This window comes from Janthinobacterium sp. HH104, assembly GCF_001758715.1.
In the GTDB taxonomy this organism is placed as follows: Bacteria; Pseudomonadota; Gammaproteobacteria; order Burkholderiales; family Burkholderiaceae_D; genus Janthinobacterium; species Janthinobacterium aestuarii.
The window spans coordinates 39,477-58,515 of sequence record NZ_LRIB01000047.1 but is presented as its reverse complement, the minus strand read 5'-3'; the positions used below and the strand labels follow the sequence as shown (position 1 = coordinate 58,515).

18 protein-coding genes are annotated in these 19,039 nt (G+C 63.2%); 11 read left to right on the top strand and 7 right to left on the bottom strand.

Features of this window, described 5'->3' with window-relative positions; all coding sequences use genetic code 11:
* Positions 1-90: 90 nt before the first annotated feature.
* From phbB to JAB6_RS21525, 4 genes are all read right to left on the bottom strand, one after another.
* The gene (gene phbB / locus JAB6_RS21540) at positions 91-831 is read right to left on the bottom strand and encodes an acetoacetyl-CoA reductase (RefSeq protein WP_034752894.1); all 741 of its coding nucleotides are present in this window, start codon (positions 829-831) and stop codon (positions 91-93) included.
* Between the two features lie 211 nt (positions 832-1,042).
* A complete protein-coding gene (locus JAB6_RS21535) occupies positions 1,043-2,221 on the bottom strand; it encodes an acetyl-CoA C-acetyltransferase (protein WP_034752893.1) in 1,179 nt (392 codons plus the stop codon).
* A 213-nt stretch (positions 2,222-2,434) separates the two neighbouring features.
* Positions 2,435-2,920: a TIGR01841 family phasin gene (gene phaP / locus JAB6_RS21530; protein ID WP_070304455.1), complete on the bottom strand. Its 486-nt coding sequence runs from the start codon at positions 2,918-2,920 to the stop codon at positions 2,435-2,437.
* A 129-nt stretch (positions 2,921-3,049) separates the two neighbouring features.
* Entirely contained in the window at positions 3,050-3,958 is a 909-nt protein-coding gene (locus JAB6_RS21525) for a LysR family transcriptional regulator (protein ID WP_034752892.1), read from the bottom strand.
* A 118-nt stretch (positions 3,959-4,076) separates the two neighbouring features.
* Here JAB6_RS21525 and metE point away from each other — a divergent pair, with 118 nt between their 5' ends.
* The 4 genes from metE to minE all read left to right on the top strand — a co-directional run bounded on the left by metE (position 4,077) and on the right by minE (position 8,479).
* Positions 4,077-6,395: a 5-methyltetrahydropteroyltriglutamate--homocysteine S-methyltransferase gene (metE, locus tag JAB6_RS21520; RefSeq protein ID WP_070304454.1), complete on the top strand. Its 2,319-nt coding sequence runs from the start codon at positions 4,077-4,079 to the stop codon at positions 6,393-6,395.
* A gap of 228 nt (positions 6,396-6,623) precedes the next feature.
* On the top strand, positions 6,624-7,373 hold the full coding sequence (minC, locus tag JAB6_RS21515; RefSeq protein ID WP_034752890.1) for a septum site-determining protein MinC: 750 nt from the start codon (positions 6,624-6,626) through the stop codon (positions 7,371-7,373).
* 37 nt (positions 7,374-7,410) lie between these two features.
* Positions 7,411-8,226, top strand: a complete 816-nt coding sequence (gene minD, locus JAB6_RS21510) for a septum site-determining protein MinD (protein WP_034752889.1) — start codon at positions 7,411-7,413, stop codon at positions 8,224-8,226.
* A gap of 1 nt (position 8,227) precedes the next feature.
* Positions 8,228-8,479: a cell division topological specificity factor MinE gene (gene minE / locus JAB6_RS21505; protein WP_034752886.1), complete on the top strand. Its 252-nt coding sequence runs from the start codon at positions 8,228-8,230 to the stop codon at positions 8,477-8,479.
* Positions 8,480-8,482: 3 nt separating this feature from the next.
* On the opposite strand, the gene JAB6_RS21500 is transcribed toward minE, so the two are convergent.
* Positions 8,483-8,986 (bottom strand): hypothetical protein, encoded by a 504-nt coding sequence (locus JAB6_RS21500; protein ID WP_070304453.1) that lies wholly within the window; start codon positions 8,984-8,986, stop codon positions 8,483-8,485.
* A gap of 168 nt (positions 8,987-9,154) precedes the next feature.
* Here JAB6_RS21500 and JAB6_RS21495 point away from each other — a divergent pair, with 168 nt between their 5' ends.
* The 7 genes from JAB6_RS21495 to JAB6_RS21465 all read left to right on the top strand — a co-directional run bounded on the left by JAB6_RS21495 (position 9,155) and on the right by JAB6_RS21465 (position 16,758).
* Positions 9,155-9,844 (top strand): response regulator transcription factor, encoded by a 690-nt coding sequence (locus JAB6_RS21495; protein WP_034752882.1) that lies wholly within the window; start codon positions 9,155-9,157, stop codon positions 9,842-9,844.
* An 81-nt stretch (positions 9,845-9,925) separates the two neighbouring features.
* Entirely contained in the window at positions 9,926-11,200 is a 1,275-nt protein-coding gene (gene hemA, locus JAB6_RS21490; RefSeq protein ID WP_034752880.1) for a glutamyl-tRNA reductase, read from the top strand.
* Between the two features lie 96 nt (positions 11,201-11,296).
* Positions 11,297-12,373 (top strand): peptide chain release factor 1, encoded by a 1,077-nt coding sequence (gene prfA / locus JAB6_RS21485; protein ID WP_034752877.1) that lies wholly within the window; start codon positions 11,297-11,299, stop codon positions 12,371-12,373.
* A gap of 182 nt (positions 12,374-12,555) precedes the next feature.
* Complete coding sequence (locus JAB6_RS21480; RefSeq protein ID WP_034753580.1) at positions 12,556-13,026, top strand: disulfide bond formation protein B; 471 nt, start codon at positions 12,556-12,558, stop codon at positions 13,024-13,026.
* A gap of 11 nt (positions 13,027-13,037) precedes the next feature.
* The gene (gene prmC / locus JAB6_RS21475) at positions 13,038-13,868 is read left to right on the top strand and encodes a peptide chain release factor N(5)-glutamine methyltransferase (protein WP_070304452.1); all 831 of its coding nucleotides are present in this window, start codon (positions 13,038-13,040) and stop codon (positions 13,866-13,868) included.
* Positions 13,869-14,084: 216 nt separating this feature from the next.
* Positions 14,085-15,686: a glutamate--cysteine ligase gene (gshA, locus tag JAB6_RS21470; protein ID WP_070304451.1), complete on the top strand. Its 1,602-nt coding sequence runs from the start codon at positions 14,085-14,087 to the stop codon at positions 15,684-15,686.
* A 28-nt stretch (positions 15,687-15,714) separates the two neighbouring features.
* Positions 15,715-16,758 (top strand): histone deacetylase family protein, encoded by a 1,044-nt coding sequence (locus JAB6_RS21465; protein WP_070304450.1) that lies wholly within the window; start codon positions 15,715-15,717, stop codon positions 16,756-16,758.
* An 81-nt stretch (positions 16,759-16,839) separates the two neighbouring features.
* Here JAB6_RS21465 and JAB6_RS21460 read toward each other — a convergent pair whose 3' ends face one another.
* Both JAB6_RS21460 and JAB6_RS21455 read right to left on the bottom strand, forming a co-directional pair.
* A complete protein-coding gene (locus JAB6_RS21460; protein ID WP_139143472.1) occupies positions 16,840-17,622 on the bottom strand; it encodes a LytTR family DNA-binding domain-containing protein in 783 nt (260 codons plus the stop codon).
* Positions 17,609-18,874: a histidine kinase gene (locus tag JAB6_RS21455; RefSeq protein WP_070304448.1), complete on the bottom strand. Its 1,266-nt coding sequence runs from the start codon at positions 18,872-18,874 to the stop codon at positions 17,609-17,611. The genes JAB6_RS21460 and JAB6_RS21455 overlap by 14 nt, the downstream gene beginning before the upstream one ends.
* Positions 18,875-19,039 lie beyond the last annotated feature (165 nt).

Genomic DNA, 19,039 nt, shown 5'->3' with positions numbered 1-19,039 from the left:
TTCTAAGGCAAATCCGGCCATCCCCTTGTTTTGCTGGCAAGCATAAAAAAAGACAGCCGAAGCTGTCTTTCTGTTTTACCTCAACAACGATTACGACATGTGCTGGCCGCCGTTGATCGAGATGTTGGCGCCCGTGACGAACGCGGCTTCATCGGAGGCCAGGTAAGCGACCAGGCCGGCCACTTCTTCCGGCTTGCCCAGGCGCGCCATCGGAATTTGCGGGATGATTTTGCTGTCGAGCACTTCCTGTGGAATCGCCATGACCATCTTGGTGCCGATGTAGCCTGGCGAGATGGTGTTGACGGTGACGTTCTTGCGCGCCACTTCCAGCGCCAGCGACTTGGTGAAACCATGCATGCCGGCTTTCGCGGCCGAATAGTTGGTCTGGCCGAAGGCGCCCTTCTGGCCGTTGACGGACGAGATATTGATGATACGGCCCCAGCCGCGTTCCACCATGCCGTCGCAGACGGGCTTGGTCATGTTGAAGACGGAATCGAGGTTGGTGCTCATCACGGCATCCCAGTTCGGCTTGTCCATCTTCTTGAACGTCATGTCGCGCGTGATGCCGGCGTTATTCACCAGCACATCGACAGGACCGATTTCCGCTTCCACGGCCGCCACGCAGGCAGCCGCCGAATCGTAGTCGGCCACGTCGCACGGATACGCCTTGAAGTCATAGCCCATGTCCTTCGTCGTCGCCAGCCATTCCGCGACCTTCGGATTGCCTGGGGAATATGTGGTCACCACGCGATAGCCGAGGGCCGCCAGCTTGAAACACACCGCTTCGCCCAGACCGCCCATGCCACCAGTTACCAATGCAACTCTTGCCATTTTCATCCCCTCAGTGTCGTTCTATTGCTAAAAAGTTAATTATTTAGTGAAAGTAGTCCACAACCGTTGAACCACAGCGCCGTACCGCACCGTATCCAAGCGTAGCGAGCGGCGATGATTTGTGGCTAAGAAGCGCAACCGTGCTCTAGCACGGTGAGCATCGCAGGCCGCAAAGCGCGCCGCGCAGTAGCTTGGGTGCGGTGCCAGCTACTTAATCCCGCTCGATCGCTAAAGCAACACCCATGCCGCCGCCGATGCACAGGGCTGCCAGGCCTTTCTTGGCGTCGCGGCGTATCATTTCGTGGATCAGGGTGACCAGGATGCGCGCGCCGGACGCGCCGATCGGGTGGCCGATGGCGATCGCGCCGCCGTTCACGTTGATCTTGCTGGTATCCCAGCCCATTTCCTTGTTGACGGCAATCGCTTGCGCGGCAAACGCTTCGTTGATTTCCATCAGGTCCAGCTCTTCATGCGTCCAGCCGGCTTTTTTCAGGCACAGACGCGATGCGGAGACGGGGCCCATGCCCATGACGGCAGGGTCCAGGCCCGACGACGCGTAAGCCTTGATGCGCGCCAGGGGCTTCAAGCCCAGTTCTTTCGCTTGCGAAGCGGACATCATGATGACGGCGGCGGCGCCGTCGTTCAGGCCCGAGGCGTTTCCAGCCGTGACAGTACCGTCCTTGGCAAACGCGGGGCGCAGGCCGGACAGCGATTCCAGGGTCGAACCGGGCTTGATGTATTCATCGCTGTCGAAGACGACGGTGCCTTTTTTGTTGGCGATTTCCAGCGGCAGGATTTCATCCTTGAACTTGCCCGCTTTTTGCGCCGCTTCCGCTTTCAGTTGCGACTGCAGCGCGAATTCATCCTGCTCGGCGCGCGTCACTTCGTATTTCTTGGCGACGTTTTCCGCCGTGATGCCCATGTGGTACTGGTTGTACACGTCCCACAGGCCGTCCACGATCATGGTGTCGATCATCTTGAAGTCGCCCATGCGGAAACCGTCGCGCGAGCCGTTCATCGCGTGCGGCGACGCGCTCATGTTTTCCTGGCCGCCGGCGATGATGATGTTGGCGTCGCCGCACTTGATCGCTTGCGCCGCCAGGTGCGTGGCCTTCAGGCCGCTGCCGCAAACCTTGTTGATGGTAAATGCCGGGATGGCGCTGGGCAGGCCAGCCTTGATGACGGCCTGGCGCGCGGCGTTCTGGCCGACGGCGGCCGTCAGCACCTGGCCCAGGATCGCTTCGCCGATCAGGTTCGGGTCGATGCCGGTTTGAGCCATTAAGCCCTTGATTACATGCGCGCCCAGTTCGGACGCAGGAATCTTGGCCAGGCTGCCACCGAATTTGCCGACTGCGGTACGGCCAGCGGCCACGATTACGACATCATCCATTTATTTCTCCGATATGCAGGCCACGAGGGCCAAGGTCAAGGTGTTAATAGAATCCAATGAGAATCCGGGAAGACACAGCAAGCTGCGTTTCATTCTAGCGCGGCATGCGCCGCAGTTCCAGCGCCGCACCGCAGGCGGCGGCGATGACAGCCTGCTTGCGGTGGCGACGGGCGGCCAGGCGCGGCGGATAGCCGCTGCCGGGCCGCAAAACGCTTACGCCTGGCGCGCAGGATGCGTGTTTTTATTTTTATCATACCCTTCATCTGCGCTGCCGAAAGTGGTTTTTAGAAAATTATTGAAGGGAATAATCAGGGGTACGGGGGTTTGCTTTACCACCTGCAACAGCTCGCCAAATTTTTGACGCGATGCAGCAAACTCACCCTTTGTCACAGTCTCGAATTTCTCCTGGGTTTCCTGGGCAACATCCTTTGCCTGGCGGCCATATGCACCGATGCGCTCGATGGCCAGTTGCGACTGCGTGCGCGACAGTTGCAGCAGCGCTTGCGGGTCCTTCACGGACAGCAGCTGATTGCCCGCCACCGTAGCGGCGGCCAGCGCTGCGCGGGCCGCATCGAGCTGCAAGTCCAGCACGCTGGCGCCGCTGTCGACGGCGGCCTGGGCATACGCTTGCGCGCTGATCAACTGCGCTTCCACCACGGCCTTGCCGGCCAGTGCCCATTGTTCGGAAAATGAAAACATGTCGTTCCTCCCCAAAGAGTAGGCAGCGCCATGTTGCGCCGCACAGTGCTCAACTGTAAGCGGTGGTTCATTGCTGAACCTTGATATTTATCAAGCTTTGCTGTTGGTTTGTTTCCAACTCAACGTTGATCAAGACAACAACTTGATACCATCGAGCGAGGCCGCGCACTGCTCGCGTATCACGCTGACGAAATCGCGCACGTACGCCTTGTCCTGCAGATGGTCGGGCACGGAGACATACAGGTCGCTCCACAGGCCATGCTCGCCCACCGGGCGCGCCACCACATAATCGTAATCGACGTAATTCTTGATGGCCCAGTTCGGCAAGGCGGCGATGCCGCGCCGGCTCGCCACCAGTTGCAGCACGGCGACCGTCAATTCGGCCGTGCGGCGCTCGAACTGGATGCCGGCGGGTTTGAGCACTTCGCGGATCAGGTCGATGCGCTCTTCCGGTACGGGATAGGTAATCAAGGTCTCGCCCGTAAAGTCGGCCGCCGCCAGCCGGCGCTGTGCCTGCAGCCGGTGCTTCTGCGCCATCACCACCAGCATTTCAAAGCGGAACAGGGGAAACACGGTGAAATCGGGGCCATACGGCGAGCCGATGACCAGGTCCGCCTCGCCCGAACGCAGCAAGTCGGCCGGTTCGCTGTGAAAGCCGGAAACAAGATCGATTTCCACTTCCGGCCAGCGCTGGCGGAACGCATCCATCACGGGCATCAGCCAGTCGAAGCAGGTATGGCATTCGAGCGCCACGCGCAGCTGTCCCTGGTCGCCCTGCGACAGGCGCGCCACGTCGCGCTCGGCCAGTTCGATCTCGGGCAGCAGCTTGTCGGCCAGCTCCAGCAGCCGGCTGCCCGTGGCCGTAAAGGCGATCGGCATCGACTTGCGCTCGAACAGGGGCGCCTTGTAGCGCTCTTCGAGCAAACGGATCTGGTGCGACAGGGCCGACTGGGTCAGGTTGAGCAGCTGCGCGGCGCGCACCAGGCTGCCGGACGAACGCAGGGCACTCAGGGTGCGCAGGTGGCGGATTTCTAGCATCGGGAAATTGGGGGATGTACGTGAATTATTTTCATGTTATTCGTCAAAATGTTTCGTTTTGATTATAGACCAAGTTGCCGCACACTCTAGCGCATTCACATTAAATCTCGATGACATCATGACCATTCGTACCCACATTCTTGGCTTTCCCCGTATCGGCGCCGCGCGCGAACTGAAACTGGCACTGGAAAGCCACTGGCGCGGCGAGCTGACCGAGGCGGCGCTGGAAGCGACGGGCCAGCAATTGCGCGCGCGCCACTGGGCGCTGCAGCGCGACGCCGGTCTCGACTACGTCACCGTGGGCGACTTCGCCTTCTACGATCAGGTCGCCAACCATATCCAGCTGCTGGGCTGCGAACCGGCCCGTTTCAGCTTCACGCCGGAGCAGTCGCCGCTGTCGCGCTATTTCACGATGGCGCGCGGTGCAGAGACCGGCACGCATGCGGAGCACGCGGACTGCGACCACGCGCACCCTGCACATGCCGCAGGCACTGCCGCGCTGGAAATGACCAAGTGGTTTGACACCAATTACCATTACCTGGTGCCCGAATTGTCGCCGCAGACCCAGTTTTCTCTCGCTTGCGAGCGCCTGCTGGCGGAAGTGGCCGAAGCGCAGGCGCTGGGCCACCAGGTCAAGGCGGCCCTGATCGGCCCCCTCACCTTCCTCTGGCTGGGCAAGGAAAAGACACACGGCTTCGACCGCCTGTCCCTGCTGGAACAATTGCTGCCCGTCTACGGCGCCCTGCTCGACCGCCTGAAACAGCAAGGCGTGGCGTGGGTGCAGATCGACGAACCGATCCTGGGCCTGGACTTGCCCACTGCGTGGCGCAGCGCTTTCGAGAGCGCCTACTGGCAGCTGAACCAGGTAGGTATCAATATCCTGCTGGCCACGTATTTCTCGCCGCTGGAAGAAAACCTCAGCCTGGCCTGCCGCCTGCCCGTGGCCGGCCTGCATGTGGACGGCATCCGCGCGCCGCATGAACTGGTCAGCGTGACGGACTGGCTGCCCGCGCATAAAGTCTTGTCGATCGGCATAGTCGATGGCCGCAACATCTGGCGCACCGACCTTGACGCGGCCCTGGCCGTGCTGCAGCCGCTGGCGGCCAAGCGCAACGGCCAGCTGTGGCTGGCGCCGTCGTGCTCCTTGCTGCACGTGCCGTTCAGTCTGGAAGCGGAAACAGAGCTCGACGGTGAAATCCGGACCTGGCTGGCGTTCGCCACGGAAAAACTGGCGGAGATCGCCATCCTCAAGGGCGCGCTCGAAGGCCATCCTGATGACAGCGCACTGGCCGTTTCCCGTCAGGCCATTGCCGGCCGCCGCGCCAGCGCCCGCGTGCATCGTCCGCAAGTGGCGCAGCGCCTGCAAGCGCTCACGCCCACCGTGGACCGCCGCGATTCCAGCTTCCCGCTGCGCCAGGCAGTGCAACGCGCGCGTTTCCAGCTGCCCGACTTCCCGACGACAACCATCGGTTCCTTCCCGCAGACGACAGCCATCCGCGCCGCCCGCGCCAGCTATAAACGGGGCGAACTGGCCATCGCCGATTACGAACAGCAGATGCGCGCCGAAATCGCCCACGCCGTGGGCCGCCAGGAAGCGCTGGGCCTGGACGTGCTCGTGCATGGCGAAGCGGAACGCAACGACATGGTCGAATACTTCGGCGAGCAGCTGGACGGTTTTATCTTCACGCGTCACGGCTGGGTGCAATCGTACGGCTCGCGCTGCGTCAAGCCGCCCGTCATCTATGGCGACGTGCAGCGCCCGGCCGCCATGACGGTGGCCTGGACGGTGCACGCGCAAAGCCTGACGCATAAACCGGTGAAGGGCATGCTGACGGGGCCGGTGACAATCTTGCAATGGTCGTTCGTGCGCGACGACCAGCCGCGCGCCACCACGGCGCTGCAGATCGCCCTGGCCATCCGCGACGAGGTGGCCGACCTGGAAACGGCCGGCATCGGCATCATCCAGATCGACGAGCCGGCCATCCGCGAAGGCTTGCCGCTGCGCCGCGGCCAGTGGGATACTTACCTGGCCTGGGCCACACGCGCCTTCCGCATCGCCGCGTCCGTCGTCAGCGACGCGACGCAGATCCACACCCACATGTGCTATGCCGAGTTCAACGACATCCTGCCGCAGATCGCCGCCATGGATGCCGACGTGATCACGATCGAGACAAGCCGCTCGGACATGGAGTTGCTGACGGGCTTTGGCCAGTTCCAGTATCCGAACGAAATCGGCCCCGGCGTGTACGACATCCACTCGCCGCGCATCCCCTCGACCGTCGACATGGTCAAATTGCTGCAAAAAGCCAGCGTCGTGATTCCACCGGCCCATTTATGGGTCAACCCCGATTGCGGCCTGAAGACGCGGGGCTGGGCGGAAACGGAGGCGGCATTGAAAAACATGGTGGCGGCGGCGCGGCAGATGCGCGCGGCGTGATCCAGGACAGCGCCGCCAAGGCGCATTCTCGGCGGCTTCCAGGGCGGCGCACCGGTTTTCCGGGGCGCCGCCCGTTTTTTTTGACATGAAGTAGGTGTTGCCCTGCGGAATAGCACGCGCCAGGCCCCTGACGCCGATTTTTTTGCAGTAGAATGCAAGAAATTTACTGCTCCCATTGTTGCCGTACGGAACATCTGGCCTGCCGCAGTTTCACTTTGATAAATGTTTATGTCCAAAAGCCCGTCGCAGAAGCCTATCGAAATCAAGATTTCCACCGTCGTTGCTGTCTCCGCCATCATGCATAGCGCCGATACGCAGGCCCTCGATGCCGCCTTGCGCGACATGACGGGAGGCGTGGCCGACTTTTTCGAGGACGACCTGGCCGTGCTGGACGTGGCGGCCTTGCCGCCCGGCAGCGTGCCCATCGACTGGGCCGCCCTCGTGGCCCTGCTGAAGAAATACCGTTTGAATGCCGTGGCCGTGCGCAATGCGCCGGCCGACATGCATGACGCCATCCTCGCGCAAGGCTTGAGCCTCGACAGCGGCAAGACGCGCGACGATGCGCCGCCCAAGGATGGCCCCAAGGATACGCCCACGGCGGCGGCCCAGTCGGGCGCCGATGCCCAGGTGATGGTGATCGACACGCCCGTGCGGGCCGGCCAGCGCATTTATGCGCGCGGCTGCGACCTGATCATCACCGCTGTCGTCAACAATGGCGCCGAAATCATCGCCGACGGCAGCATCCACGTATATTCCTCGCTGTACGGCCGCGCGCTGGCCGGCGCCTCGGGCAATGCCCAGGCGCGCATCTTCGCGCTGGCCATGGAACCGGAACTGGTCTCGATCGCCGGCGTGTACCGCACGTTCGAGGATGGTTTCCCTGCGGAAATGGCGCGCGGACCCGCGCAAATTCGTTTGGCTGGAGACAGAATCGATATACACTCTGTCAATCCGGTCACTCCCGTGAACCGCTCTTAAGCTGCACAATTCAAGAGATATCTGAAAAGGATTATTTGTGGCAAGAATTATTGTTGTGACGTCCGGCAAGGGCGGTGTCGGCAAGACGACCTCTAGCGCCAGTTTTTCCACTGGCCTGGCCATGCGCGGCCACAAGACAGCCGTGCTCGACTTCGACGTGGGCCTGCGTAACCTCGACCTGATCATGGGTTGCGAGCGCCGCGTCGTCTACGACCTGATCAATGTGATCAATAAAGAGGCCACCCTGAACCAGGCCCTGATCAAGGACAAGCACTGCGACAACCTGTTCATCCTGCCCGCGTCGCAAACGCGCGACAAGGATGCCTTGTCGGAAGAAGGCGTGGAACGCGTGTTGAACGACCTGATCAACATGGGTTTCGAGTTCATCATCTGCGATTCGCCGGCCGGCATCGAGCATGGCGCGCTGATGGCGCTGACGTTCGCCGACGAAGCCATCATCGTCACCAATCCGGAAGTGTCGTCGGTGCGCGATTCGGACCGCATCCTCGGCATCCTGCAAGCCAAGTCGCGCCGCGCGCAGACGGGCGGCGAGCCGGTCAAGGAACATTTGCTGATCACCCGCTACTCGCCGAAACGCGTGGAATCGGATGAAATGCTGTCCTACCAGGACGTGCAGGAAATCCTGCGCATCCCGCTGGTGGGCATCATTCCGGAGTCGGAGCAAGTGCTGGCCGCCTCGAACCAGGGCAACCCGGCCATCCATTTCACGGGCACGGACGTGGCGCAAGCCTATGAAGACGTGGTCTCGCGTTTCCTCGGCGAAGAAGTCGAGTTGCGCTTTACCAACTATGAAAAGCCTGGATTACTCCAGCGCATTTTTGGGGCGAAGTGATATGGCCTTGCTTTCTTTCCTCTTCCCCCCCAAGCCGAAGACGGCCACCGCGGCCAAGGAACGCCTGCAGATCATCATCGCCCGCGAACGCAGCGGACGCGATGGTCCGGACTTCCTGCCCGCCCTGCACAAGGAATTGATCGCCGTCATTTCCAAGTACACCAAGGTCAATGCCGACGACATCAAGATTTCGCTGGACCGCCAGGGCAACCTGGAGGTGCTCGACGTCAACGTGGTGCTGCCGGACGCGTAATATTTAATCCGGCCTGACCGTGAGCAATTCCTGCGCCACCGCGGCGCAGGCGTTCACGTGCTGGTTACCGATCTGGCGGAACACGGCGTAGCCGATGGCTGCCGCCACCGCCTGGCCGGCGAACGGCACGAAGCGCGCCACCTGCTTGGTGGCTATCTTGACGCCACTGCGCTTGAGCAGGTGGAGGATCAGTTCGCGCGACACCAGCTTTCCCACCAGCATGCCGCCCATGCCCACCGCCGCGCGGTAGGCCATCATCTTGAACTGCGGGTTCAGGCGCTCGATCTGCTCGGGCGTCAGGCCGAATTCGTGGTTGATATCGTTGATCAGCATGGAAAACAGGCCTACGTCGGACATCAGGTCGACGCCGGGAATGGGAATGGCCGAGGCGCCCGCCGACATCATCGCGCGCCGCTGCACCAGGCGCCGGCAACGCTCGCGCACTTGCTCGATTTCCGCACGACTGGCCGGTATCAGTGTCCAATCGGTAGTGCTCTTGTCTGGCATGGCCGCTTCTCCACAGTAGGGGGTAGATGAACAAGTGTAACGTAAAGGCTCCGCCCTCCGATTTCACTGGACACAGTTGCAATCTCTGTTATATTTCACTTGAGCATTCCTTAACATTACGATAAGCAGAGCAGACCGTCTGTTTGTTGCTACACACTCCAGCCAATTATGCGAATTGCCGTACTCGATAGCGACCATAGCCAGGCAGAGCTGATCTGCCAGGTGCTCACCGCCGCCGGCCACGCTTGCCACGAGTTTCAGAGTGGTAAGGAAATGCTGGGGCAACTGCGCAAGGACAGTTGCGACATGCTCATCCTCGACTGGCATGTGAGCGATCTGGACGGTGCGGAAGTCTTGCGCCGTGCCCGCGAAAAACTGGCGCCGAAGGCGCCCGTGTTGTTTATGACCAACAGTTCCGGCGAAGACGATGTGGTGGCGGGCATGACGGCCGGCGCCGACGACTACATGATCAAGCCCCTGCGGCGCAGCGAACTGACCTTGCGCACCCAGGCGCTGTTGCGCGTAGCCTACCCGGCCCAGAATGGCGCCGAGTACTTGCAATTCGGGTCCTACACGTTTGAAACCCGCCCCGGCCGCCTGCTGCGCGATGGCGAAGTGCTGGACGTGACGCACAAGGAATTCGCCCTGGCGCTGCTGTTTTTCCGCAACCTTGGCCGTCCCCTGTCGCGCGCCTACATCCACGAAGCCGTATGGCAGCGCGACACGGCCCTGCCTTCGCGCACCATGGATACCCACGTCTCGCGCGTGCGCAACAAGCTGCAGCTGAAACCGGAACACGGCTACCGGCTCGTGCCCGTCTACAGCTACGGTTATCGCCTGGAAAAACTGGGCGGCTGAATGGCGGCAAATGGCTGACCTGCTCAAAGCGCGGGCACAAAGCGCTATAATGTCGGCATAAGTCACCCCAACAGCCCTGAAATGCAACTGCTCGCCGTCGGCCTCAACCATACCACCGCTCCAGTGTCGCTTCGCGAACAGCTGGCGTTTGCTCCTGAGCACTTGGGTTCGGCGGTGATGGCGGCGCGTACCTGGTTCCAGCGCATCGACTTGCGCGACAACGACGAAGCGGCCATCCTGTCGACGTGCAACCGCACCGAGCTGTATGCGGCCAGCCATGTGCCCAATCCGCTCGACGCGGGCGCGCATTTCCTGGCCGACTACCACCAGCTCAACTACAGCGAGCTGCGCCCGCACTTGTATATGCTGCCGCAGCACGATGCCGTGCGCCACACCTTCCGCGTCGCCTCCGGGCTCGATTCGATGGTGCTGGGCGAAACGCAGATCCTCGGGCAGATCAAGGACGCCATCCGCACGGCCGACGAGGCGGGCGGCCTGGGCACGTATCTGCACCAGTTGTTCCAGCGCAGCTTTTCCGTCGCCAAGGAAGTGCGCAGCAGCACGGAAATCGGCGCCCACAGCGTATCCATGGCGGCCGCCGCCGTGCGCCTGTCGCAGCGCATCTTCGACAAGATCGCCGAGCAGAACGTGCTGTTCATCGGCGCCGGCGAAATGATCGAACTGTGCGCCACGCACTTCGCGGCGCAAAACCCGAAAAGCATCACCATTGCCAACCGCACCATGGAGCGGGGCGAGGAACTGGCGCACCGCTTCAACGGCAAGGCCATCCGCCTGGCGGACTTGCCCGAGCAGCTGCACCAGTTCGACATCGTCATCTCGTGCACGGCGTCATCGTTGCCGCTGCTGGGCCTGGGCCTGGTCGAGCGCGCCATCAAGGCACGGCGCCACAAGCCCATGTTCATGGTCGACCTGGCCGTGCCGCGCGATATCGAAGCGGAAGTGGGCCGTTTGAACGACGTCTTCCTGTACACGGTCGACGACCTGGGCAAGGTCGTGCAGACGGGCCTGGAAAGCCGGCAAGCGGCCGTGGCACAAGCCGAAGCCATCATCGAGACGCGCGTGCAATCGTTCATGAGCTGGGTCGACGACCGCGCCATGGTGCCCGTCATCCAGCATTTGCATGAAAACAGCGAATCATTGCGCCTGATGGAAGTGGAACGGGCGCGCAAGATGCTGGCCAAGGGCGCCGACATCGACGCCGTCCTCGAAGCGCTGTCGAAAGGCTTGACGGCCAAGTTCCTGCACGGCCCGCAGCAGGCGCTGCACCACGCGCAAGGCGACGAGCGCAAGCAACTGGTCACCCTGCTGCCGAAACTGTTCCGCCCCCGCCGTTAGCGCAGCCCCGCTGGCCGCCCGCGCGCGGCCACCCCTGCCCGCCTGCCGTAGTTGCAGAACCTGCACCATCCCTACACTCTTTTACCGCGAATCGCTATGAAACCATCCATGCTGGCCAAACTCGATCAACTGGCGAACCGCCTGGTCGAACTCGACGAACTGCTGATGCATCCGGACGCCACGTCGAACATGGACAGCTACCGCAAGATGACGCGCGAGCACGCCGAACTGGGCCCGCTGGTGGCCCTGTACCGCTCCTACCAGGAAGCGGGCAACGATATTACGACGGCGCAAGAGATGCTCGGCGATCCGGACATGAAGGAATTCGCCCAGGAAGAAATCGAAGCGGCGAAAACCACCATGGCGCGCCTGGAACGCGAACTGCAGACCATGCTGCTGCCGAAGGACGTCAATGACGAGCGCAATATCTTCCTGGAAATTCGCGCCGGCACGGGCGGCGACGAATCGGCCCTGTTCGCCGGCGATTTATTACGCATGTACACGCGCTTTGCCGAGCGCAACCGCTGGCAGGTGGAACTCGTGTCCTCGTCCGATTCCGACCTCGGCGGCTACCGCGAAGTGATCGTGCGCGTGGTGGGCAATGGCGCATATTCGAAACTGAAATTCGAATCGGGCGGCCACCGCGTGCAGCGCGTGCCGGCCACGGAAACGCAGGGCCGCATCCACACGTCGGCCTGCACGGTGGCCGTGATGCCGGAAGCCGATGAAGTCGAGGACGTCAACATCAACCCGGCCGACCTGCGCATCGACACCTACCGCGCCTCGGGCGCGGGCGGTCAGCACATCAACAAGACGGATTCCGCCGTGCGCATCACCCACTTGCCGACCGGCATCGTGGTCGAATGCCAGGATGACCGCAGCCAGCACAAGAACAAGGCGCAAGCGATGAAAGTGCTGGCCGCGCGCATCAAGGACGTGCAGCTGCGCGAACAGCAGTCGAAGGAAGCAGCCACGCGCAAGAGCCTGATCGGCTCGGGCGACCGCAGCGAGCGCATCCGTACGTATAATTTCCCGCAAGGCCGCCTGACGGACCACCGCATCAATTTGACCTTGTACAAGCTCGACTTCATCATGGATGGGGATTTGACGGAGCTGACGAATGCGCTGGCGGCGGAACACCAGGCCGAGCTGCTGGCTGCCCTGGGTGACTAAATGCCGGCGCCGTTGTGTCGGCTTACGCTGCGCTAAGCCGACCTACGCCGACCACATCGCAGTTGTAGGTCGGCTTGGCGCGCAGCGCGTAAGCCGACAGCTTTAAGTAGCGGCTAAGCAATAAAAATCGGCCCTTGTGCGAAAATGACCAGCTCGATTCCATCCACCTCACCGTGTCGCCCATGAAAAATTCACGCACCGTCCTCCTGTTGACCGCCGCCCTGTGTTTCCTGATGCTGGGTGTGGCCATGTATTTGCAGCATGCCATGAACATGGCGCCGTGTCCGCTGTGCGTGATCCAGCGCTACCTGTTCCTCGCCATCGGCATCGCCTGCCTGGCCGGCGCGGTGGCCAACCGGCCGAAGATCGGCGCCAGCGTCGGCTTGCTGGCAGCCCTGGGCGGCCTGGGCGTGGGCGCCAAGCATTTGTACGTGCTGGCCAATCCCGGCTTCTCGTGCGGCATCGATCCGGTGGAAACGGCGCTGAACAAGGTCTTCACGGCCGAACTCATGCCCTTCATGTTTGAATCGTACGGCGCCTGCGAAAGCGCTGGCGAGCCGTTTTTCGGCCTGTCGATCCCGCAATGGGCATTCGCCTGGTTCGCCATCTTCGCCATCGCCATGCTGTGGACCTTGCTGCGCCGTCAGAAATAATTGAAAGCACCATGCCAGAAATCTTGATTCCCGCCGGCAGCACTGTCGGCGCCCTGCAAATCCGCCCGCTGCTCGACCCGCTCGATAACCGCATTTTGCTCGGCCACGCGCTGGGCCTGTCGCGCGTGAGCCTGATCACGCAATCGGAGCGTGTACTCACTCCCAACGAAACGGAACGGCTGTCGAACTTGCTGGCGCGCCGCCTGCAGGGCGAGCCCATCGCCTATATCGTCGGCCAGCGTGAATTTTTCGGCCTGCCGTTCGAAGTCAACGACGCCGTGCTGATCCCCCGCCCCGACACGGAAGTGCTGGTGGAACTGGCGCTAGAGCGCCTGCCACCGGGCGGACGGGTGCTCGACATGGGCACGGGCAGCGGCGCCATCGCCGTTGCGCTCGCGCACACGCGGCCCGACGCCGTCGTCACGGCCCTGGACGTGAGCAGCGCGGCGCTGGCCGTGGCGCGCCGCAACGCCAGCGCCAACGGCGTCAACATCACCTTCATGGCCAGCGACTGGTTCGAAGCGCTGGGCACGGAAAAATTCGACCTGATCGTTTCGAATCCCCCCTACATCGCCAGCGGCGACCGCCACCTGGCCGAAGGCGATCTGCGCTTCGAACCGACGGGCGCGCTGACCGACCACGCGGACGGCTTGTCGGCCCTGCGCACCATCGTTTCCGGCGCCGCGCGCCACCTGGCCTCAGGCGCCTGGCTGCTGATGGAGCACGGCTACGACCAGGCGGCGTCCGTGCGCGGCTTGCTGGCCGACGCCGGCTACAACAAAGTGCAAAGCTGGCGCGACCTGGCCGGCATCGAACGGGTCAGCGGCGCCCGCCTGGGCTGACGGCCGCCACGTGCGCAAAGCTTGACCCGGCAGCGCGCCAGATCCCCCCGCAGTTTGTTAAACTATCAAGCGAATTCCTGACCGAAGCGCCGTCCCCGTTGCCCGGGACGGACGCTGGCGACGCGGCGTTTTTTGGGCCGGCGCCGACGCATTTGCCAAAATTCGGTTAATCTCAGCACAAATTATTTATATGCTGCACAAGAAAGGAAGCTCAAATTGCCCAACCTGTTGACTCGCCGCCTGGCATTGCTGACCGAAGATGCCAACCGCGCGCTGCTGGGCGGCTTGCGCGGCATCGAACGTGAAACCCTGCGCGTCGACCACGCCGGCCATCTGGCTTCCACGCCCCATCCCGCCGCTCTGGGCTCGGCGCTGACGCACCCTGAAATCACCACCGACTACGCCGAGGCGCTGCTCGAATTCATCACCCCGGCCGAAGCCGACATCGGCGTCACGCTCGACAAGCTCGATACCGTGCACCGCCACGCCTACAGCCGCCTCGGCGACGAGTTGCTGTGGAGCCAGTCGATGCCATGCCAGCTGCCGCCCGAAGCGGAGATCGAGATCGCCAACTACGGCAGCTCGAACATGGGCATGCTCAAGCACGTCTACCGGCGCGGCCTGGCCTTGCGTTACGGCAAAGCCATGCAATGCATCGCCGGCATCCATTACAACTACTCGCTCGACGAGCAGCTGTGGCAAGTGCTGGCCAGCAATCCGGACACCAGCGCCAGCGCCACGCAAGCGGCAGCCACGCCGAAAGACGTGCAGTCGGAAAGCTATCTGGCAACGATCCGCAATTTCCGCCGCTACAGCTGGCTCCTGATGTACCTGTTCGGCGCTTCGCCGGCCCTGTCCGCCGGTTTCCTGCGCGGCCGCGCGCACAAGCTCGACACCTTGTCCGACGACACCCTCTTCCTGCCGTACGCCACCAGCCTGCGCATGAGCGACCTCGGCTACCAGAACGATGCCCAGTCGGGCCTGCGCCCGCACGAAAACAGCCTGGACGACTACGTCAACGCGCTCACGCACGCCGTCAACGACCCGTATCCGCCATATGCGGCGCTGGGCACCAAGAAGGATGGCGAGTGGATACAATTGTCCACCAACGTGCTGCAGATCGAAAATGAATACTATTCGACCATCCGCCCGAAGCGCGTGATCCGCACGGGCGAGCGCCCGATCCAGGCTCTGTGCCTGCGCGGCGTGCAATACATCGAAGTGCGCTGCATGGACGTCGACCCGTTCGAACCGGTCGGCATCAGCCTGGAAACGGGCCGTTTCCTCGACGCGTTCCTGCTGTTCTGCGCGCTCGACGACAGCGGTCCCATCTCGGCCGAGCAAAGCGCCTGCTACACGAACAATTTCGCGCGTACCGTCAAGGAAGGCCGCAAGCCGGGCTTGACCCTGCGCCGCGATGGCGAGGACATCGGCTTGCAGGCGTGGGGCGAGGAATTGCTGGCACGCATCGCACCGGTGGCAGCCTTGCTCGATGCGCGCCATGGCGGCACGCAGCACGCGGACAGCCTGGCGGCGCAAGCCGTCAAACTGGCCAACCCCGATGCGACGCCATCGGCGAAGGTATTGGCCGAGCTGCGCGCCAACGGCGGCTCGTTTGCCGCCTTCGGCCTGCAGCAAAGCGAACGCCACGCGGCGTTTTTCCGCGCGCATCCGCCCACACCCGAGCAAAGTGCGTACTTCGACGCGATGGCCGCCAGCTCGCTGGCCGAGCAGCGCGCCATGGAAGCGGCACCGGCCGGCAGCTTCGACGATTTCGTCGCCGCCTACCGCGCCAGCACCCTGTGTTCGCACACCTGATCCTGCCCGACTTTCCGCCTGGCGCCCCATGCTGACCTTCTACAATGAATTGCACGGCCAGCACCGGGGCCGCTTCGAGATGTTTCGCGGCGCCATGGTGCCCTGCTTCGAGACGCCCGAGCGGGCCGACATGGTGGTGGCCGAGCTGGGGCGGCGCAACCTGGGCCGCATCGTCACGCCGCACGGCGTGCCGCTGACATCGCTCGAGCGCATCCACACGCCCCGCTACCTGCATTTCCTGCGCCACGCCTGGCACGACTGGCTGGCGCTCGACCCCGACAACGCGGGCAAGGATGCACTGCCATCCGTCTGGCCCGTGCGCACCCTGCGCAGCGATATCGAACCGGACGACTTCACGGCCAAGCTGGGCCTGTACTCGATGGACAACGGCACGCCGCTGACGGCCGGCACGTGGACGGCGGCCAAGACGGGCGCCGACTGCGCCGTCAACGCGGCCCACGCGCTGCGCCTGGGCGAGCGCGCCACGTTCGCCCTCACGCGCCCACCGGGCCACCACGCGGGCAGCGACTTTTTTGGCGGCTACTGTTTTCTGAACAACGCGGCCCTGGCCGCACAGCATCTGCTCGACGATGGCGCCCGCAAGGTCGCCATCCTCGATATCGACTACCACCACGGCAACGGCACGCAAAGCATCTTTTACCAGCGCGACGACGTGCTGTTCGCCTCCATCCACGCCGACCCGCGCAATGAGTATCCGTTTTATCTGGGCCACGCCGACGAGACGGGCAGCGGCGCGGGGCTCGGCTACAACGTCAACCTGCCGCTGCCGGCCGGCAGCACCACGGCCAGCTGGTTCGCCGCGCTGGAAACGGCCTGCCTGCGCATCAATATGTACGCGCCCGACGCGCTGGTGGTGTCGCTCGGTGTCGACACCTTTGCTGGCGACCCGCTGTCGCACTTCGCCCTGCAAAGCGGCGACTATCTGCGCGTGGGCGAGCGCCTCGCGCACCTGAACCTGCCCACCGCCTTCATCCTCGAAGGCGGCTATGCGGTGAAGGAAATCGGCATCAATGTCGTCAATGTGCTGGAAGGCTTTGAAACGGCGGAGTAATTCTGGGGTCAGACCCCCGTCCACGTTGATGATGAGCCTGGCGTTAGCGGTGTTGAGGGTCTGACCCCGGCTTTAGCAGCTCTACATATTCCGGAACAAGGCCATGAACGGCTGGCTCACGGCCAGCGTTTCCGGCCGTGTCTTCAGGCGCAAGGCGCCGCGCCCGACCTCGTCGCGCGTCACCGACGCTACCATCTTCATGTTGACGATGGTGGAACGGTGGATCTGCTTGAAGATGGCCGGGTCGAGCACGTCGAGCAGTTCGCGGATCGGCTTGCGCAGCAGCGCCTCGCCGTCCGCCGTCATGACGGCCGTGTACTTGGTGTCGGATTGAAAATAGGCGATGTCTTCCACCATGATCAGCCGCGTATCCTTGCCGCTGCTGGCCGTCAGCCACACCAGCGGCGGCGACTTGGCCGCCGCCGGCAAGGCGCTGCTCAATTGCTGCAGCAGGCCGGCCAGCCCGCCGTCGCCCGCCCGGGCCTTGCCGGCCCGCGCCTGCACGCGCTGCAGGGTCGCTTGCAGGCGCTCGCGGGCGATCGGTTTCAATACATAATCGACGGCGCCCTTGTCGAAGGCATCGATCGCGTACTGGTCGTAGGCCGTGACGAACACCACCTGCGTGGCGGGACTCGCGTCGAGCGCGCCGGCCGCCACTTCCAGCCCCGTCAGGCCCGGCATGCGGATGTCGAGGAAGGCGACGTCGGGCTTGTGCGTGGCGATGGCCTCGAGCGCCGTGCCGCCGTCGTCGCAGGCGGCGACGATGCGCAAGTAGGGCCACTCTTCGGCCAGCAGGGCCACGAGCGCGTCGCGCAGCAGGGTTTCATCTTCAGCGATGACGCAAGTCATCTCAGGCTGATGCATACGACACTCCTTGCGCCGTGCTGTCCGGCACCGTGATGGTGGCTGTCACGCCATCGGGAAAATTGGCGACAATGGCAAACGCGGCGGCATTGCCGTAGGTCAGGCGCAGGCGTTCGCGCACATTGCGCAGGCCGATGCCCGTGCCGGCGCCATCGTCGCTGAAACCCTTGCCGTCGTCGGCCACCGTGACGATCACCGTGCCATCGCCGCTGCGCGCCATGATCCAGATGGTGCCGCCGCCGCTTTTCGGCTCCAGGCCATGCTTGATGGCGTTTTCCACCAGGGTTTGCAGCATCATCGGCGGCAGCTCCACCTGGCGCAGGTATTGCGGCACTTCGATCTGCAGGTTCAAACGCCCGCCCATGCGGATTTTCAAAATATCGAGATAGGCGCGCGCCCGTTCCAGCTCCGTGCCCAGGGTCGACATCGCTTGCTCCGTGCGTGGCAGCGAGTGGCGCAGGTACAAAATCAGGTTGCCCAGCATTTCATCGGCGCGCACGGGGTCGCTGCGCGTGAGCAGCTGCGCGCTGGCCAGGGTGTTGTACAGGAAGTGCGGCTCGACCTGCGCATGCAGCAGGCTCAGCTTGGCCACCGTGAGTTCCTTTTCCGTCACCGTCTGGCGCGCCTCGGCCTGCTCGCCGCGCCGGCGCTGCGCCACGCGGCGCGTCAACGCCCGCGTCACCGCCTCCGCGTTTTCCAGGTTGCTGCCATGGTCGACGAGGAACCAGTCGGTCCAGGCGTTGCGCGCCGGCTCGCAGATCAGGGTCACGCTGCCCGCCTCGCCATTCGGCGTGACGGTGGCGAGGATCTGGTTCGGCCGCGGCTCGAGGAAACCGAGCACGCGCATGCGGGGCAAGCCCGTGTGCGTGTACGGCGCCGGGCGGCGCACTCTAGCCTGCACTTGCAGGCTGTCGCGCGCGCTTTCGACCACTTCGCTGCCCGGCAATTCGCGGATGGCCGCGTCGATCATGTCGAACGCCTCGCCCGCCTCGAACGGGATCTCGATCTGGCGCCGCTGGCGGCTCGACAGGGTGCCGGCATTGACGGCGCCGGCGATCAGGCGCACGCGCCGCACGTGCGAAAACGCATTCGTGATGACGGCGCTGGCCAGCAGCGCGCCGACGATGACAAAGAAGCCTTCCGTATTCCCGAAGATATAGCGCAGGAAGTTCTCGACCAGGATCGCTGTGGCGATGATGTAAGTGAGCATCGTGGCCACGGTGATGCGCAGGATAAAGAAGAGGCTAGTCATGATTTTTCCTTGGGGTTTGAAGTGGGCCAAGCATAACCATCGGCCCCGGCGGCGGTGGCCATTATGCGATGGAAGCCAGGTAGTGGCGACAAAGGCATCAAAATAAAGCATCAATCCGCGCCACTCCAAAATAAAATCGCTTGCAATTAAATAGTACACGATATA

Excerpts from the sequence above, each read along its gene's own strand:
- prmC (WP_070304452.1), top strand. The coding sequence starts at position 13,038 with ATGCCAGAAATCTTGATTCCCGCCGGCAGCACTGTCGGCGCCCTGCAA.
- minE (WP_034752886.1), top strand. The coding sequence starts at position 8,228 with ATGGCCTTGCTTTCTTTCCTCTTCCCCCCCAAGCCGAAGACGGCCACC.
- phaP (WP_070304455.1), bottom strand. The coding sequence starts at position 2,920 with ATGTTTTCATTTTCCGAACAATGGGCACTGGCCGGCAAGGCCGTGGTG.
- JAB6_RS21495 (WP_034752882.1), top strand. The coding sequence starts at position 9,155 with ATGCGAATTGCCGTACTCGATAGCGACCATAGCCAGGCAGAGCTGATC.
- hemA (WP_034752880.1), top strand. The coding sequence starts at position 9,926 with ATGCAACTGCTCGCCGTCGGCCTCAACCATACCACCGCTCCAGTGTCG.
- JAB6_RS21500 (WP_070304453.1), bottom strand. The coding sequence starts at position 8,986 with ATGCCAGACAAGAGCACTACCGATTGGACACTGATACCGGCCAGTCGT.
- prfA (WP_034752877.1), top strand. The coding sequence starts at position 11,297 with ATGAAACCATCCATGCTGGCCAAACTCGATCAACTGGCGAACCGCCTG.
- minC (WP_034752890.1), top strand. The coding sequence starts at position 6,624 with ATGTCCAAAAGCCCGTCGCAGAAGCCTATCGAAATCAAGATTTCCACC.
- JAB6_RS21465 (WP_070304450.1), top strand. The coding sequence starts at position 15,715 with ATGCTGACCTTCTACAATGAATTGCACGGCCAGCACCGGGGCCGCTTC.
- metE (WP_070304454.1), top strand. The coding sequence starts at position 4,077 with ATGACCATTCGTACCCACATTCTTGGCTTTCCCCGTATCGGCGCCGCG.
- phbB (WP_034752894.1), bottom strand. The coding sequence starts at position 831 with ATGGCAAGAGTTGCATTGGTAACTGGTGGCATGGGCGGTCTGGGCGAA.
- JAB6_RS21525 (WP_034752892.1), bottom strand. The coding sequence starts at position 3,958 with ATGCTAGAAATCCGCCACCTGCGCACCCTGAGTGCCCTGCGTTCGTCC.
- JAB6_RS21535 (WP_034752893.1), bottom strand. The coding sequence starts at position 2,221 with ATGGATGATGTCGTAATCGTGGCCGCTGGCCGTACCGCAGTCGGCAAA.
- JAB6_RS21480 (WP_034753580.1), top strand. The coding sequence starts at position 12,556 with ATGAAAAATTCACGCACCGTCCTCCTGTTGACCGCCGCCCTGTGTTTC.
- JAB6_RS21460 (WP_139143472.1), bottom strand. The coding sequence starts at position 17,622 with ATGCATCAGCCTGAGATGACTTGCGTCATCGCTGAAGATGAAACCCTG.
- JAB6_RS21455 (WP_070304448.1), bottom strand. The coding sequence starts at position 18,874 with ATGACTAGCCTCTTCTTTATCCTGCGCATCACCGTGGCCACGATGCTC.